Origin of the sequence: Sphingobium sp. B8D3A (genome assembly GCF_025961995.1) — a bacterium.
Taxonomy (GTDB): domain Bacteria; phylum Pseudomonadota; class Alphaproteobacteria; order Sphingomonadales; family Sphingomonadaceae; genus Sphingobium.
On sequence record NZ_JAOQOS010000001.1, the window covers coordinates 2,476,072 to 2,492,838 of the forward strand.

General features: G+C 60.8%; 13 protein-coding genes. 9 read left to right on the forward strand and 4 right to left on the reverse strand.

Translation table 11 applies throughout. The features are described from left to right. Positions 1-89 precede the first annotated feature (89 nt). Both M2342_RS11520 and rpsD read left to right on the forward strand, forming a co-directional pair. Positions 90-1,268 (forward strand): acyltransferase family protein, encoded by a 1,179-nt coding sequence (locus M2342_RS11520; protein WP_264579179.1) that lies wholly within the window; start codon positions 90-92, stop codon positions 1,266-1,268. A gap of 164 nt (positions 1,269-1,432) precedes the next feature. Continuing rightward, positions 1,433-2,047 carry a 30S ribosomal protein S4 gene (gene rpsD, locus M2342_RS11525; protein ID WP_181560017.1) on the forward strand — a complete coding sequence of 205 codons (615 nt, stop codon included), beginning with the start codon at positions 1,433-1,435 and terminating at the stop codon, positions 2,045-2,047. 117 nt (positions 2,048-2,164) lie between these two features. On the opposite strand, the gene M2342_RS11530 is transcribed toward rpsD, so the two are convergent. Next, positions 2,165-4,192: an alpha/beta hydrolase family protein gene (locus tag M2342_RS11530; RefSeq protein WP_264579180.1), complete on the reverse strand. Its 2,028-nt coding sequence runs from the start codon at positions 4,190-4,192 to the stop codon at positions 2,165-2,167. A 138-nt stretch (positions 4,193-4,330) separates the two neighbouring features. On the opposite strand from M2342_RS11530, the gene M2342_RS11535 reads away from it, so the two are divergent. The 5 genes from M2342_RS11535 (at position 4,331) to M2342_RS11555 (ending at position 11,198) form a co-directional block, all read left to right on the forward strand. Further along, positions 4,331-6,055: a M28 family metallopeptidase gene (locus M2342_RS11535; protein WP_264579181.1), complete on the forward strand. Its 1,725-nt coding sequence runs from the start codon at positions 4,331-4,333 to the stop codon at positions 6,053-6,055. Between the two features lie 166 nt (positions 6,056-6,221). After that, complete coding sequence (locus M2342_RS11540; RefSeq protein WP_264579182.1) at positions 6,222-7,310, forward strand: KpsF/GutQ family sugar-phosphate isomerase; 1,089 nt, start codon at positions 6,222-6,224, stop codon at positions 7,308-7,310. Between the two features lie 144 nt (positions 7,311-7,454). Beyond that, a complete protein-coding gene (locus M2342_RS11545; RefSeq protein WP_264579183.1) occupies positions 7,455-8,294 on the forward strand; it encodes a 3-deoxy-manno-octulosonate cytidylyltransferase in 840 nt (279 codons plus the stop codon). Between the two features lie 124 nt (positions 8,295-8,418). Next, positions 8,419-9,951, forward strand: coding sequence for a hypothetical protein (locus M2342_RS11550; RefSeq protein WP_264579184.1), 1,533 nt, complete (start codon positions 8,419-8,421; stop codon positions 9,949-9,951). Then, the gene (locus M2342_RS11555) at positions 9,909-11,198 is read left to right on the forward strand and encodes a capsule biosynthesis protein (protein ID WP_264579185.1); all 1,290 of its coding nucleotides are present in this window, start codon (positions 9,909-9,911) and stop codon (positions 11,196-11,198) included. The genes M2342_RS11550 and M2342_RS11555 overlap by 43 nt, the downstream gene beginning before the upstream one ends. Here the strand turns inward: M2342_RS11555 and M2342_RS11560 are convergent. Continuing rightward, positions 11,158-12,360 (reverse strand): glycosyltransferase family 4 protein, encoded by a 1,203-nt coding sequence (locus tag M2342_RS11560; protein ID WP_264579186.1) that lies wholly within the window; start codon positions 12,358-12,360, stop codon positions 11,158-11,160. The genes M2342_RS11555 and M2342_RS11560 overlap by 41 nt on opposite strands. A gap of 383 nt (positions 12,361-12,743) precedes the next feature. Between M2342_RS11560 and M2342_RS11565 the strand changes: the two genes are divergently transcribed. Both M2342_RS11565 and M2342_RS11570 read left to right on the forward strand, forming a co-directional pair. After that, positions 12,744-14,360, forward strand: a complete 1,617-nt coding sequence (locus M2342_RS11565; protein ID WP_264579187.1) for a glycosyltransferase family 2 protein — start codon at positions 12,744-12,746, stop codon at positions 14,358-14,360. After that, a complete protein-coding gene (locus M2342_RS11570) occupies positions 14,357-15,136 on the forward strand; it encodes a DUF5672 family protein (protein WP_264579188.1) in 780 nt (259 codons plus the stop codon). Before M2342_RS11565 ends, M2342_RS11570 begins: the two co-directional genes overlap by 4 nt. Here M2342_RS11570 and M2342_RS11575 read toward each other — a convergent pair. Together M2342_RS11575 and M2342_RS11580 are read right to left on the reverse strand one after the other, a co-directional pair. Then, positions 15,133-15,846: a hypothetical protein gene (locus M2342_RS11575; RefSeq protein WP_264579189.1), complete on the reverse strand. Its 714-nt coding sequence runs from the start codon at positions 15,844-15,846 to the stop codon at positions 15,133-15,135. The genes M2342_RS11570 and M2342_RS11575 overlap by 4 nt on opposite strands. Before the next feature lie 100 nt (positions 15,847-15,946). Further along, positions 15,947-16,321, reverse strand: a complete 375-nt coding sequence (locus M2342_RS11580) for a hypothetical protein (RefSeq protein ID WP_264579190.1) — start codon at positions 16,319-16,321, stop codon at positions 15,947-15,949. Positions 16,322-16,767 lie beyond the last annotated feature (446 nt).

Here is a 16,767-nt window from a genome sequence, read left to right on the forward strand (position 1 = left end):
CGAACCTCCCTGCCATCGCGGCCAGCCGTGCCACCACTCTGGTGCCCGAGCGCTTTCTTGTTCAAGGCTGGTGCGCGTCAGGAAGATGAATGAGAACAGACGTTTCGGGTCGTGAACATCATTGGGACGCCATGCGCGCCCTGCTCATGCTGCTCGGCATTCCCTACCATGTCGCCATGGCCTACCGCGCCAATGATGTGTGGATCGTCAATGCGGGCGAAGGTGATCTCATCTTCACATGGATCGCCGGCATCATCCACCTGTTCAGAATGCCCGCTTTCTTCGTGATCGCTGGCTATTTCGCCGCGCTGCTGCTGATGCGCCGCGCGCCCGGCGCGTGGATGAAGAACCGCCTGATCCGCCTCGGCCTGCCCTTCGTTGCCGCGTTGCTCACCCTCAATCCGCTGCTCAACCTGTTCTGCGAACTCTCCAATTTCAGCCTCTGGGGAGCCTTGGGCTCGCTGGAGAAGAACAGCCTGCAATCCGGAGGATATTGGGTGCGGCATTTGTGGTTCATCATCGTGCTGCTTTATCTTTGCGGTGCGGCCGCCCTGCTCTGCCATCTCGGGCCGCGCGCGGCGCACGCTATGCTTCCCGCCCGTATCGATGACTGGCTTGGCCGGCATATGGCAGCGGCCGTGATCGGACTCGGCGTCGTGATCGGCGCTTGGCAGGCCGGGGCCATCGAGCTCTTCTATGCCTGGGGTTTTGCCACCAACCTGCCCCAGCAAATCCTGCGCATCGACCAGTTGATCCAGTTCGCGCCGTGGTTCGCGCTCGGCTGGCTGGTCTGCCGCGCCCCCCAGTTCCGCGCAGCACTGCACAAGCCTTCCGCGTTGCTTGCGCTCACCGCCCTCGCCGCCACCCTGCTCTACCTCCAGATCGGGCGAGACGTGCATCCAATGACCGAGCGGTTCATCGGCACCATTGCGGCGATCACCATGACGCAGGCCCTCATTGCTGCCATGAAGCGGCTGGCCGACAGGCCAAGCCCGGCAGTGCAGGCGCTGGTGAGCGGGGCCTTCGTGATTTATCTCGTCCATCTGCCAATCACGGCCGGTCTCGTCGTCGTCGGCCAGCACATCCCCATGCCGGTGGTGGTAAAGGCGGGCGCGATCACCGCGCTCACCATGGCGCTCAGTTGGGGCTGCTGGCGCATCGTTCAGGCCTCCCCTACCCTGCGCCTGCTGTATGACGGCGTGGGGCCGGAGCTTCCGCGCCTGACCACACCCCCCGCGCGAAAGACCGCCACCGCGACGGCACCTTGACTTTCCGCCCCTCGCCCGCCATAGGCGCGCCTTCGCAATCGGCCCCGCACCCCGGTGCAGCGGCGGCCCTGCCTCTGAAAATGAGTGTCAGGCGAAAGACCGGGATCGACGCCAAACCCTTTCAGGGCGCGGCAGACGTTGTTCGCAATTGAAGGAAAGTCATCATGACGAAGCGCACAAGCGCCAAGTACAAGCTCGACCGTCGCATGGGCGAGAACATCTGGGGTCGCCCGAAGAGCCCGGTCAACAAGCGTGAATATGGCCCCGGTCAGCACGGCCAGCGCCGCAAGGGCAAGATGTCCGACTACGGCATCCAGCTGCGCGCCAAGCAGAAGCTCAAGGGCTATTATGGCGACGTGACCGAGAAGCAGTTCAAGAAGAGCTACATCGAAGCCAGCCGCATGAAGGGCGACACCAGCCAGAACCTCATCGGTCTGCTTGAGCGTCGTCTGGACGCGGTTGTCTACCGCGCCAAGTTCGCGCCGACGATCTTCTCGGCCCGCCAGATCGTCTCGCACGGCCACATTTATGTGAACGGCGTGAAGTGCAACATCGCGTCGCGTCTGGTGAAGCCGGGCGACGAGATCACGCTCGGCAAGAAGGCGCAGGAAATGGCGCTCGTTCTCGAGGCTCAGAGCCTGCCCGAGCGCGACATCCCCGACTATCTCGCCCCCGATGGCGCCACCAAGATCACCTACACCCGCGTCCCCACGCTGGACGAGGTGCCCTATCCGGTGAAGATGGAGCCGAACCTGGTCGTCGAGTTCTACTCGCGCTGATCGATCGGCCTCTCAGGCAGATTTCAAAAAGGGCGGTCCGGCAACGGGCCGCCTTTTTTTTCATGATCGCGCGCCTGCTCTGCGACGCAGGCTCTGGTCCTAGGCCAAACGCCGCGCTCATGGCGCGGCGTTCAGCGCTTTCTGCAGGAAGTTGGCGGACTGGACCAACATGTCTTTCCGCGCTTCACTGTCATCCAGATAATGGTCCAGCTGCTCGTAGACGACCAGCGTCCCGTCCTTCCCCGCCTGCCGCAGCCGATCAGACATCAGCCGTGACTGGCCAACGTTCACATTGCGGTCGAACGTGCCGTGAAACATGAGGACCGGCGCCTTGATGCGCCCCGCCTGCCGAGCTGGCGAACCCTGCTCGATATGAGGGCCAGAGCCGATGAAGTCCTTCTGCAGATAATAATTGCTCCAGCCGGACCACTCACCCTTCAACCTTTCGAGATCGGTCACGGGGGCGATGGCAATCACGGCGCGGAACAGATCCGGTTCCACAGCAGCCGACTGGAGCGCCGCATAGCCGCCATAGGACCAGCCAGAGACCACGAGCTTGCGCGGGTCGGCAATCCCTTCTCGGATCAGCCAACGCCCGGCATCGACAACGTCGCCTATGGCCACGTTCCAGCTCTTGAACCCATTGGTCTGGAACCACGTATCGCCATAGCCGGACGAGCCCCGGAAGTTCGGCTGCAGCACAGCGTAGCCCTGATTGGCCCAGAACTGCACCATCCAGTCAAAGCCCCAGCTATCCCGTGCGCTCGGGCCGCCATGCGGCATCACGATGGCGGGAAGCCCTTTTCCGTCGCTCCCCGGCGGCAGCGTCAGATAGGCAGGAATCTTAGTGCCGTCCGCAGCATCGAACGTGATGTGCCGGACGGTCGCGAGCGACAGGTTCTGCGTCCCCGCGCGGCTAAAGGCCAACTCCGTCAGGCCGCGCGCCTCACGGTCAAGAAGATAATAGCGGCCGGGGTCGACATCGCTGCCAGCCCAAAGCAGCAGCTTGCGCTCATCCTGACTGGAATCCTGAAAATGGATGAGAGGCAAGTTTGGCAAGCCGCGCGAGAGCGCCTTGCTCAACCGCTTGAGCTCGGGGTCGATATATTCAACCTCCGTCTTATCGGTGGTGTAGGAAATGCCGATGACGCGTGAATTGCGTCCGATCGTCACGAACCCCTCGACGTCGACATCCGGGCGGGCCAGCAGCAGCTTCTCGGACGCTTGGCCGTCAAGCGACACCGAATAGGCGGCATAGCGCCCGTCCAGCTTTCGCAAGCCGTAAGCAAGGTTCAGGGCAGGATCGACATAATAGGGATTGAACCCCTCGCCCGTCCTTGAATCGAAATCACCCAGGAGCCGCCAGTTGCTACCGTCTGCACCGCTATGCTGGTAGCGCGTGATGCCGGACGCATAGCCCTCCGAGGTTCTGTTGGGATCTATGCCACGAATGCGAATGTGGCCCTGCCCGTCGCTGATGAACTCGGTATTGGCCGGGCGTGGCCGCTCGATCGCAGACACCGTCCGCATGGAAATCGTGTCGACCTGATCCACGCCAAGGCCATCGGCAACCTGCGCGAGCCGCGTGCCGGTGGTGGATTCGGGCACAAACTCGCGGAGCAAAAGCACATGGCCGTCCTGCCCGGGATTCCAATCCAGCACAGATCCGCCGAACAGCCGGTAGCCTAGCGCATTCCCCTTGGTACCCGGCAGTCGAAGTGACTGCATCCGCTTGCCATCCGCGTCGATCGCAATCAGCCGGCTGGCGTAGCTGAGCTGGCCGTCGTTGAGTGGGAACACCCCATAAATACTGCAGAGGAGACGGCGGGTCCCGCTCCAACGGCACCAGCTCAGCCGTTCGGGTGATCCCGATGCCTGCAGGATGCCGACAGGACGGGAGTCCTCCCGAGTGAGATCGAGAATGCGGACCTGCGTGCCGCGTGCACCAATGGGCTCGATGGTTGCGAGCAAAGCCCCGTCGGGGGAGAGACTGGCGTGCTGCACGCTCGGGCGCGCCCCAAAGGTCGCGGCCGCCTGCTCGACGCTCAACGGGGCACCCGCCGCCGCGCCGGCCGCCCCCGCGCCCACCGCGATACTAAACAAGCTCGCGCCCATAACCCGCGCGATGACGCCTGCCGAAATCATAGAAATCCCCCCTCGCAAATGGCCCCACCAAAGCATGACGGCACAGCCATGCCTCTGATTAAGCGGCTTCATGTTGAACACGCAAGCAGACCCTGACATGAGCGACCATCACCCTGCCTGTTGCTGGAAGAAGTACACATGCGCCTCCCTCGTCTCGCGATCGCTCTCCCTCTTGCGCTTCTCGCTGCGTGCCAACCCACAGCCACGCCACCGAAAAGCACGGCCGATGCCGCGCCCGTGTCAGCGGACCCGGCATTTGTTCTGCCCGCCGCCGCGACGGCCAAACCCATCGACATAAACTTGCTCAAAAGCGTCACGCGCACCCTGTCCTCGGACGCTTTCGAAGGGCGCGCGCCCGGGACTGTCGGCGAGGAAAAGACCGTCTCCTATCTCATCGCCCAGATGCGCAAGGTTGGCCTGAAACCCGGCAACAAGGGAAGCTGGACGCAGGACGTGCCGCTGGTCGAACTGACACCCTCGCCGGACATGACTTTGCGGATCGCCGGGGCAAAAACCGCCATCAACCTCGCCTACAAGACGGATATGGTTGCGGGCACCTATCGGGTGGTGCCGACCAGCACGGTGGCGGCCAGCGACATGGTGTTCGTCGGCTACGGCATCAACGCGCCCGAACGGGGCTGGAACGACTATGCCGGCGTAGATGTGCGCGGCAAGACGGTGGTTATCCTCGTCAACGATCCCGATTACGAGATGGAAGGTCTCGACGGCCCCTTCGAGGGTCGCGCCATGACCTATTATGGCCGCTGGACCTACAAATATGAGGAAGCCGCGCGGCAAGGCGCCGCTGCCGCGCTGATCGTTCACGAGACATTCCCGGCCGCTTATCCATGGGACGTGGTCGTCTCCTCCTGGACAGGCCCGCAGCTCAACATCGATGTGCCGGGCGATCATATGGACCATTCCGCCGCGGCAGGCTGGCTGACGCTCGATGCTGCCAAGCGGGTCTTCGCGGCGGCCGGCAAGGATTTCGCGGCGCTCAGCGCGGCCGCCAAGCGCCCGGGCTTCCGGGCGGTGCCCCTGGGTGACCTCAAGGCCAGCATCACCATCAACAACACGATCCGCCGCCAACGCTCGCGCAACGTGATCGGTATTCTCCCCGGCACCAGCCGGCCCGATGATTATGTGCTCTACACCGCGCACTGGGATCATCTGGGCCGGTGCGAACCGATCGATGGCGACGACATCTGCAATGGCGCGGTCGATAACGCGACGGGCACGGCCGCGCTGATTGCGCTGGCCAAGGCTCACCGTGACGCAGGCCCCACTGCGCGCACGCTGGTCTTTCTGGCCGTGACGGCGGAGGAAGCCGGCCTGCTCGGCTCGGCTTATTATGCCGAAAACCCCGTCTTCCCGCTCGCGCGGACGGTGGGCGGCATCAACATGGATGCGCTGAACATGGCAGGGCCGACCCGCGACGTGGTGGTCGTCGGCGGCGGCAAATCCGAGCTGGAGCTGTTCCTCGAACGCGCCGTCAAGGATGCCGGACGGGTCATCAAGCCCGAGCCGGCGCCGGAAAAAGGCAGCTTCTACCGCTCGGACCATTTCAGCTTCGCAAAGCAGGGCGTGCCCATGCTGTATGCCGAGAGCGGCGAGGACCTGGTGGATGGCGGCGTGACCGCCGGCCAGGCCGCGGCCGAAGATTACACGGTCCACCGCTATCACAAGCCGCAGGACGAATATGATCCCCGCTGGAATTGGGCCGGCGCGGCAAGCGATCTCCAGCTTCACTATCGCATCGGCCGCGAACTGGCGCAGAGCGACGTGTGGCCCAACTGGTTCTCAACCGCAGAATTCCGGACGATTCGCGACGGGAGCCGCAGCGGAGCGAATGCGCCAAAGTAGACGAAGCGGGTTATTAAGAACCTTTTCGCTAATTCATACAAATGGCCTGGACACAAGGCCAGTTGTTCTTAGAAGGCGACGAGTTGTTGCGCCGCAAAAATGATTTGCACACTTTTAAGGCGCAGGTTAGCCCATCGGAATATGTGTGAGGGAGTTAAGACAGTTTATGGCATCGCGGCAAAATCCCGTTAACTCTCCGGCACAACCCGTCACTCGTCAAGAAGCAACGGCTAATGAGCCCGGCGCAGGATTTTCGGGTCTTTCCAAAATGCGCAGACCGCTGTCTTATGGTGAAGCGCCGGCTGACCAATCTATAACGGATGGGCGGTCGGTAATCTTGAAAGAAGCGGAGGCTCTCCACGTTCTCGCGGATTCGCTGGATGCCCGGTTCAGTAGTGCGGTCGAGAGCATTCTCGCTACAGAGCGGCGCGTCGTCATCAGTGGTTTGGGCAAGTCCGGCCACGTTGGCAAGAAAATGGCTGCCACTCTGGCTGCTACGGGAACACCGAGCTTCTTTATCCATGCGAGCGAGGCGGCGCATGGCGATCTCGGCATGTTGGAAACAGGCGATCTGTTGATCGTCATCTCCAATTCCGGATTTACGCAGGAATTGCGCCCCCTCGTGGCGCATGCCAAATCGATCGATATCAAGATTGTGGCGATTGTTTCAAAGCTTGAATCGCCACTGGCGCAGTCTGCTGACCTCGTTCTTCAGCTTCCGGCGATGGAGGAGGCGTGCCCCGTCAAGATGGCGCCGACCACGTCCACCACGATGACGCTGGCGCTCGGCGATGCTCTCGCGATCAGTGTCATGAGGCGGCGTGGTGTCGGTCGGGAAGCGATGGCAAAGTGGCATCCTGGTGGAAGCCTGGGGAACAGGTTTTCACCGATCGGTGATATCATCGATCGCCGTCGCCCCTTGCCGCTGGTGGCCTTGGACGCTCCCTTGCGCGATGCGATTTTCGAGATGACGGCGGTTGCCAAGGGTGCGGTTGGTGTGATCGGCGAAAACGGGGAACTCGTCGGCGTGATCACCGATGGCGATCTGCGTCGTAACTTCCACCTCATCCATACAGGCCGTGCCTGCGATATCATGTCGAAAGCGCCCAAGACCATCTTGAGCAGCGCCATCGCGGACGATGCCGTGAAGATGATGACCGACGCGCGCGTGACGGTCCTATTCGTGATGGACAGCGAGCGACCCACAAACACCATCGGCCTTCTTCATATTCACGATTTGGGGCATCTTCTCTAGAGCGGGGCTTTGGCGAAATTCCGTATCGGTCGTGACGATCTGGCACAGGTCGGAAAGCTTCTGGAGTGTCGGCATCTTTGCGTTTCTAGGAGGCAGCCGACACTGTAAGCCTATGTGCCGCAGTGCGGGTGTGGAGTAGCAGTCTTGACGTCTTCCCTTTCGGATCCAGCGCGCGACGCGTCAGATACGGTCATCGTCGTTCCTGCCCGTTACGGGTCCACGCGTTTTCCCGGAAAACCTCTCACCCCGATCCGGGGTGCCGATGGGGAGGCGCATACGTTGGTGCGCTGGAGCTATCGCGCGGCGGAGCGCGCAGAATCGGGCGCTCACGTCTGTGTCGCCACCGACGACGACAGGATTATGGCTGAAGTGCGCGCATTCGGTGGCCATGTGGTCGCTACGCCAGAAGCCTGTCGGAACGGTACCGAACGGGTTGCGGCCTGCCTGGACCTGTTCCCTGATGCCGATATCTTCGTGAACGTTCAGGGCGATGCCCTTCTTACCCCCCCGACGTTCGTGCGTGATCTCGTGAGATACATGGCGGAGAATCCCGACGTGCAGGTTTGCACGGCCGGCATCAGGTGCACAGAAGAGACTTACCGCCATCTGGCCAATGACGCCGCCCACGGTCGGGTCGGCGGGACCACACTCGTCATGGATGCCCAAAGCAACGCGCTTTATTTCTCCAAGCGGCTGCTGCCTTATTTGCCGGACACGGTTCTTCCCAGCGACGCCGCACCCGTGCATCTGCATCTTGGCCTCTACGCCTATCGTCGTGCGGCGCTTGAACGGTATGTCGCGTTGGACGTCACGATGCTGGAAACGGTGGAAGGGCTTGAGCAACTTCGTTTTCTTGTCCACGGTATCCCGGTCAAGGTGCTCGTTTTCCCGGAACCAGATTATGCGATGGTCGAGGTCAACAATGTGTCGGACGTTGCGATCGTGGAAGAGATCTTCCACAATCTGGCTCTGACGATAGAGTGACTGGCTCGCCGCCCATGTCGCCGCTCAGAGACCGTCATCATTCTTGTCGCCGCGCGCTAAATGCAGGTCCCTCACATCCATTAGGGTGCCTCGATCGCGCAAGGCGCGTCAGGATTGAAGGATAGTGGCCGAAACCCGCATCGCTCGGGCGGTGTTCGAGATCCCGCCGTTTCCCGGGGCAAAGCCCTTTGATCATGTTCGATCCGCAAAGTCCGCAGACACGCTCCCAAGTCCACGCGCGTTGCTCACGGCATTGCGGCAGCAAAGGCTCGGGGGCACCTTCTGGCAGGACCGCCAAGTGTTAGCGGCGGGCTCCTCGGCACCGCCGGATGACGCGGCTTACACCGCAGACGATCCTCAAGCCTTCCTCGACGCAATCGCCGGGCGGAAAGTTCATGTGAAAGGTCAAGGCCCGTTTTCCGGGCTGTCCGAGCAGACCCCGGGCGCGCCAGAAACTGAACGCTTGCTAGAAGACCTTGTTGCTCGTTTCCTGTTGGAAGACGTGCGCTATTGCAGTCCTTTCACTGGTGAACCGATCGGCGCGTTAGAACTTGTCACGCTTTTTGCGGAATGGCGTGAACTCCTGGATGCCAATCGTTCAATCGCGGCCGCTTTTGGCTTTGCCGGTTGGAAGCGCGATACGGTCCACCCCCTGCTTTGGGGTGGGAGGCCGGTTCCATTTCTGCCTGCGACGCCCGAGGCGCTGGACGGCATTGCCGAGGGGGCCGCCGTCGCAGTGTGGAAAGCCCGCGTTCCTGCACCTTTTTTGTCGAAGGTGGAAGCAGGCCCATGGCGCGTGTTGGAAGTGGAGGATGGCTTCATCCGGTCGGCCGGACTTGGCGCGGACTGCATCCCGCCTCTCTCAATCGTGGCGGACGACCTCGGTGTGCATTACGACCCGTCACGACCGAACCGGCTGGAAGAGATGCTCGCCCTAGCGGCGTTCCCTCCTGCGGCGTTGGCGCGGGCACAAAAGCTGCGCGAATGGATCGTGAAAGAGGGCATCGGTAAATATGGCGTTGGGGCACCGCTCCCCACCCAACGCGCCGACCGTGCAAAACGGCATCTGCTGGTGGTGGGCCAGGTCGAGGACGACCGCTCCGTGCAATTCGGCGGTGGCGATGTGCGCTCCAATTTGGAATTGTTGCAGCGGGTCAGGGCAAGCGCGCCGGATGCGTGGATCATTTACCGTCCGCACCCCGACGTGGAGGCAGGACATCGAACGGGGGGGATTCCTCAGCGCCTCGTCCTTGAGATTGCCGATGCCATCGAACCTTCGCGTCCGATCAGCGCCCTTATCAGGATGGTTGATGAGGTCCATGTAATCACATCCCTGGCCGGCTTTGAAGCGCTGCTGCATGGCAAGATCGTAACCACTCATGGCACGCCCTTTTATGCGGGGTGGGGTCTAACAACCGACCGCGGGCGGGCGGTGCCACGCCGTAGACGCCAACGCACTATTGACGAGCTCGTCGCCGCCGTGCTGCTCGACTATCCAAGATATTTAGACCCTGTGACGAATTTACCCTGCCCTGCGGAAATGCTGATCGTGAGATTGATATCTGGTGTTCAGCGGCAGAATTTTGCACTAGTACCAGTACGAAGACTGCTGGGGTGGACCAGACGCGCTTCGGCGCAAATTTTGGGATTGCGATGAAATTCCAGCCTGTAACGCAGCGGAACTTTCTGTTTCTTCAGGGGCCGCCCGGCCCCTTCTTCTGGCAACTTAGTCAACAGTTGCAGATGATTGGCTGCGGCATTTTTCGCATTAATTTGAATGGCGGCGATGCGGCGGATTGGCCCGGCACTGCTACCGACTATCGAGGCTCCCGAAAGCGCTGGACTCTGTTCATCGACCGGTTTCTGAGCGACCACTCGATCACGGATATCGTACTCTTCGGGGACTGCCGCCCCCTCCACATGGCCGCGCACCGCATGGCGCAATTGCGCAAGATCGACGTGCACGTATTTGAGGAAGGCTATATCCGTCCGGACTGGCTTACCCTCGAACCAAGTGGCGTAAACGGCAACTCCTCTCTCCCGCGTGACCCGGCATTTTATCTAGCCGAGGCGCGGGGGTTGCCCGCCGTGCCGGACCGTCCCGCGATCACCGCGAATTTCGGGCGTCGTGCGCGCGATGCCTACCGTTACTATTCGCGAGTGGTTCTCGGTCGGCCCTTCTACCCATATTACAGTTCGCATCGCCAGGGTTCCCTGCTCCTTGAGGGCATCGGCTGGCTTTACAAATTTGCCCGGGAGAAGAGGGATGCTGCGAGAACGGAAGCCGCGATAGCCCACCTGTCCGGCGCCCCGTATTTCCTGTTCCCGCTGCAGCTCTCCAATGATTTCCAGATTCGGGAGCACTCGCCCTTTCACGACATGAAAGAAGCGCTGGACTATGTGCTCTACAGCTTCGCGCGTCGCGCGCCAGAGGCCGCGCGGCTGGTGATCAAGGAACATCCCCTCGATAGCAGCCTCCAGAGTTGGCGCAGGCACATCATCAAACGCGCGCGCAAGATGGGCATCGCGGAACGGGTCATTCACATTGCCGGCGGCAATCTTGCCGAACTCGCGGCCTCGGCAGAAGGCGTCGTGACGGTCAATAGCACGTCAGCTACATTGTCGCTCGTTGCTGGGGTGCCGACCATTGCGCTCGGAAAGGCGATATACGACATTCCCGACATCACTCATCAGGGCCGCCTGGATGAGTTCTGGGTTCGCCCGCAAGCACCCGACAGAAAGACATACGAAGCATTTTGCCGCGTCTTGTATGATCGGTGCTTGATCTATGGCGGACTGGCGAGCGAGTCCGCCACCAACACTCTTGTGGAATCTGCGCTGGAGCGGCTGGTCGGCCGTCGCGTCAATCTGGGAGAACAGGCGCAGATGAAGGTGTTTGGCTGATCCGATCCAGCCAAGCATCGACCGCTGCGAAGTGCGCTGACCAACTTGGCGGCTGCCAACCAGGTAATCGGTCGAGTTGCGCTGAACGATTTCTGCTCCCCCGCTGCGCATAATCCTCGACAGCACGGATCCACCCCAGCCCATCAATGGGGTTCAGATAGTCCGGTATGGACCCGGCGAGCTCCCGGAAAACTGGCAGATCGCTCGCGATCACCGGAGTGCCTGCTGCCAGTGCCTCGATAAGCGGTAGACCATAGCCTTCGACGAAAGACGGAAAAAGCAGCGCCTTCGCGCCGCGCATGAATGCGGCAAGCGTGGAATCGTCGCAGCCCGACAACTCGGTAACATAGGGCCTGATCGCCGCGCAGCGATCAAGCATGTCAATCGCCTGTTCGCACTCCCAGCCCCGCTGGCCAATGATCACCAGGTGTGGACATTCAGAACCGAGGCGACGGGCAAGCTCTGCCCATGCTGTCAGAATCAGCAGATGGTTCTTGCGAGCCTCTATCGTCCCGAGAAGGACGAAGTATGGGCGCTCCGGGAGACCGACCGCCAGAGGACCGTTGGCTGCGGACCGTTGATCACCGAGGCCAAGCGGCGCCACCAGGGACGCCGGCATCGGCAAAGACTGCTGCGCAGCAAATTGGCGGACCTCTTCCAACGTTTGACAGCTGTTCGCGATGACACCGGCGCCATGGCAAAGGAGAGACCGAACGCGTTGAGCATGCTTCTTCGGCTCATCGGGCCTGCAATATTCGGGATAGTGAATGGGGATGAGATCGTGCACGAAGTAGATGGGTCGAACTCGCGTTTGGTGGAGCCAATGCACATGCCCCACCTTGTCCAGCCCAGTATGGCCGACATTGAGGTAAAGGCGCCCCTCCACCTGCTCACGCGCCGCCCCAAGGCTGGTCGGGAAGAGCGACAGCAGGCGGCGGCGCGCATGATCATACTCCTGCTCAAGCAGGATGTCGTAGAGTTGCGCCGATGCCTTGGCCGATAGGACACGCGTAAACCGCCCTCTCTGCACCACGGCCTGTGAGCACTCTCGAAAATGGGCGGCATAGGCGAGGCAGGTGCGGTCTATGCCGGTCGGCAATTTCTTGGCCCAAAGCCTCCAGACGAGGCGTGAGACATCAAGAAGAAGCGGACTTTTAACCAATTCGGAAATCTTTCTGCGATGCTCTCGGTTTGCTGGCCATGAGGATCGGCCGAGCCATTGTGGCGGGTTTACTGGAAGGAACAGCCAATGCACAGGACCAGACCGCGCGCAACTCAATTTCCGCCGCCACCCATGGCGTCGTTGATCTGCGCTGGACAAGTTTCTCGCGCGCATTATGGCTGGCCTCCTGAGCAGCGCAAGATTTGGACGCACCAGGCGTTTGCTTGAAAGCCGAGATGCAACCCGTCCGACAAGATCATCATGCAAAGGCGCCTCATCATTCTCCGTGACCCGGCCGCGCCGCCCCCCGCGAACAACCTGAAGGACCGTCATGGGCTGCTGAAAGCCGTATCGACCATGCAAGCGCCTGAAAGTCGTTCGCCATGAGGAAGAAAGCGGGGCCGAAGCGCTTTGCACGGAGCTGGCTTCTGGCTCGAGTGCATTTCGATGCCTTCAGGTCCGCCCCCAAGGTCTATCTTGTCGCCTGCTGGTGGTGGACATTCCGGCGACGTGTGCGCGCACGTGCGATGATCGAGCCACTGCTCGGCGCATCCCCGCACGCTTATTCCTTGTGGCGAGCCCGTCACGAATATGCTGCGGCACGCGAAGGCCAATCTGCGCCTTCATCGGCGGTCAGAATCGTGATTGGCCTCGACCTGAGCGAAGGCGAAAGCGGATCAGACATCACGCTCGAATCTCTCGATCGCACACATGCCTCGATCGACGTCATGAAGCTGGGCAAGGTCGGCCTAGCCGCACAGACCATGCCGGAACTTCCATTCTGGATCATCCCGGTGGCGCCTGGCGACCGGGTGGCTCCGGATGCAATCGCAGTTTATTCTGCGGCAGCGGAGGGCACGCAGCAGTCCATCCTCTATGCCGACGATGATGTGTGCGACGAGCAAGGACTGAGGGACAGGCCACACTTCAAGCCATCCTGGAACAGCGAATTGTTCCAATGGCATGACTATCTCTCATACGCTTGCATGATTCGGATCGATGACCCGTCTGAACTCGCCGCCCTCACAGACCGGGAAGACTGGGTCCGGCAATTGATCGACCGCCGCCTTGCCGCCTCTCCAGGTCAGGTCGGCCATGTGAAGCGGCTGCTCCACCATCGTCGCCGGCCCTCCAAACCAAAGCTTCCGCTCAACGCTTCGCACGTCGGCGAGGAAATCCTGCCGCCCGTTACCGTAATCGTTCCGACCCGAAATCGCGTGGAGTTGCTGCGCACATGTATGGCTGGCCTCGCCGAGACCGATTACCCCCTGCTGGACGTAATCGTCATCGACAATGACAGCGATGATCCTCACACGCTCGATTATCTGAAGGAGATCGAGGGACCGAAGTGCCGTGTGCTCAAGTACGAGGGCCCGTTCAACTACGCCGCTATGAACAACGCAGCGGTTTCGCTCGCGACAGGGGAGTTGGTGTGCTTCCTCAACAACGACATCGAAATGCTGGACGTCGACTGGCTGATCCATCTCGCGCGACAAGCGATCAACCCCACAACCGGTGCCGTCGGCGCTCGGCTGCTCTATGCGGACGGATCAATCCAACATGCCGGCGTCGTCATCGGTGTGGGAGGCGGTGCCGCCCACGCACATCGCTATCTGCGCCCAGAGGATGAAGGCTATTTCTCCCGTCATAATCTCCCACAATCTGTAACTGCCGTCACTGCAGCCTGCCTGCTGGTGCGCCGCGCATATTTTCAGGCGGTGGGCGGCTTCGACGAGAAAAGATTTCCCGTCGCGTTCAACGATGTCGATCTCTGCCTCAAATTGAATGAGCGTGGCTGGCAATCGTTCTACGAACCCCGCGCAACCCTGATTCATCACGAATCAAAATCGCGCGGCAAGGATAGCCATCGGTCGAACCGACGGAGATTTGCAGCCGAACTGGCAGCTCTGAAGGAACGCTGGCAAACGGAAACCACGATCGATCCTTATCATCACCCCTCGCTGAGCCGGTATAGCGAGCAATTCGTGTTAAGGACGTGACCGTGCCGCCCCGCCTCGCGCTGCCCGATGTGACATTGTGCGCTATTACGTCCGTAAATGTGGAAGCGACCGTCGCCGCCCTGCAAAGGTGCCTCTCAGCCGTGGACTTCGCCGAATGCCTGCTGTTCACGGACCTGCCCGTCGACAAACCCGGCATTCGGGTCGTCCCGATCCCATCCCTCGACAGCGCCGAAGCCTACTCACTTTTCATCCTGCGCGAATTGCCGGCCCATATCAGGACAAATCACGTCCTGACGGTCCAGTGGGATGGATTCATCCTCAATTCCGCCGCATGGCGCGCAGAATTTCTGGATTATGACTATGTCGGCGCCACTTGGCCCCAATTCCAATCCGGCAATCGCGTGGGCAATGGAGGCTTCTCGCTCCGGTCAAAGCGCCTGCTCCAGGCGTGCCTCGATCCATCTTTCCGCGCCTCCCATCCGGAGGATCTGGCAGTCTGCCGTGAGAATCACGCCCTCCTCGTGGAGCGGCATGGCCTCAGATTCGCCGAAGAGGACGTCGCGGACAGATTTGCTTATGAACGGACACGGGTCCGCGGGCCGACGTTCGGCTTCCATGGAGTGTTCAACATGCCCGACGCGCTTGGTCTGGACGGGTTCTGGGACGTCTACCAATCCCTGGATGAGCGCAGTGCCCTCAAACCCGATTTCCTGAGGCTCGCTTGTCGCGTTCTCGGTGGAAAAGGCGGCCCCCGCCGGGTGGCTACAATGCTCCGCGATCGCTGGTACAGACCCCAGCAGCCTTTCGCTCGTTAGGCAGCTTTCTCAGACCGAGAAGCCAGGTAAAGATCCTGCTCTCGCAGCCAGAGATCAGCAAAATCGACATCCTGCCAGTTTTCGAACCACGGACCGCCATTCGTGTAGTGGATCACACGCGGTGTTGAATCAGGCCGCGGATACTCGCCCTCAAGGAAGTTCCAGTCCAGATCCAGCGCACCAATAGCGGCGTCATCGCCAATCCACTCGAATCTGTGGAGAAAGGCGGGCGACGCGGTGTTGACCACGGCGGGCGTCAACGCTTTGACGTCCGGGTGATCGCAATTGAACAGCATGAACGACGACCAGTTCTTGCGAGGATAGGTCGTCTGCGCCTTTCCGTCCATCTTGATCTCATTGGCCGGCTGATAGTCATGCTGGACGCAATATAGTGCCTTGGAGGCATCCAGACCTTCAAAGACGTGGCGGATATCGGTCGTGAACAGAAAATCGCAGTCGCAGAACAGCACCCAACCGCTGGTGGCGGCAAGATACGGCGTCAAAAAACGCGTCAATGAAAACTCGGTGGACGAGAGCGCATCGTGAGGACGGGTATAAAGCTGGAGTTCTCGCAGCACATCCTGCCTGAGCGGAATGACGTCGATGTCATCGCCGGCATGGCGCAGCAGGGAATGCCGCGCGACTTGCCAAGCTATGTCCTCGCGACTGTCGTATCCTACAAACACTTTATGCTTCACCGCGGAATCCATGCAATCATTTCCTCGATCATCCGAGGCGTGGCGCTTGATGAATGCGCCCTGCCTGCCACTGACCTCTTGAGGGTCAAGTTCAGCCTCCCGCCTCGGTACTCTAAGCCCGCCGCCGAGAAAAGGCCCGTTTAAGCTTGCCAGCCATCACGCCGAAGACATTTCCGCGCCTAAGCTCATCGACCTGCTTCTTGAGCTCGATGACCTGCCGATTCCGGCGATCGATCACCTCAGCCTGCTCCTTCCGCCGTGCACTGGCCTCCGCCAAGTCTGCAATCAGCCTCTGCAGACCCGCGTCATCCCTGCTTTCATGAGCCAACTGCCGGTCCAGCGCAGCTTGAAGCATCGCCACGCGCTCTTCAGCGGCCTGCCGTTGACTGTGGCACCGCTCCAACTCATTGTGAAGCAGAGCAACTTCCCGATCTCGCTGCTCCAATCGGGCTTCAAACGCTCTCCAAGCTTCCGAGACGCGATCCATTCCATCACCACCTATACAACCACGCATCTGCCGTTCTACTCACCACGGTAGTCCGATCGAACACATCCCCTTCGACCTCAAAATGACAGGATTTACAACTCGGCAATTCGGGATCTCCTATAATCGGTCGTAGAGGAGTGACCAACTGTCGCATCGTGCGTAAACGCCTCCCTGCAGATCGAGTGAACGATCGACCTCTGCCGCGATCATGAGGCGCAGAAACCTAATGAGCCGGCCCAATGCACCCCGTTGATGAGGCAAGGAGAGCCCGGTTTTGCGGGGCTAGCCAGCCCTTGTGGCAGGCACATCTTGGTGCCATAGATGGAGCACTAACATGAAACAGGAAGAAGCGACATCAACCCAAGGGCTGGCGCTTGCGGAAGGATAAGTAGTGGATAAAGTTGGGACTACTGGCACAATCATAGTTTATCGCCGCCCCAAGCAAG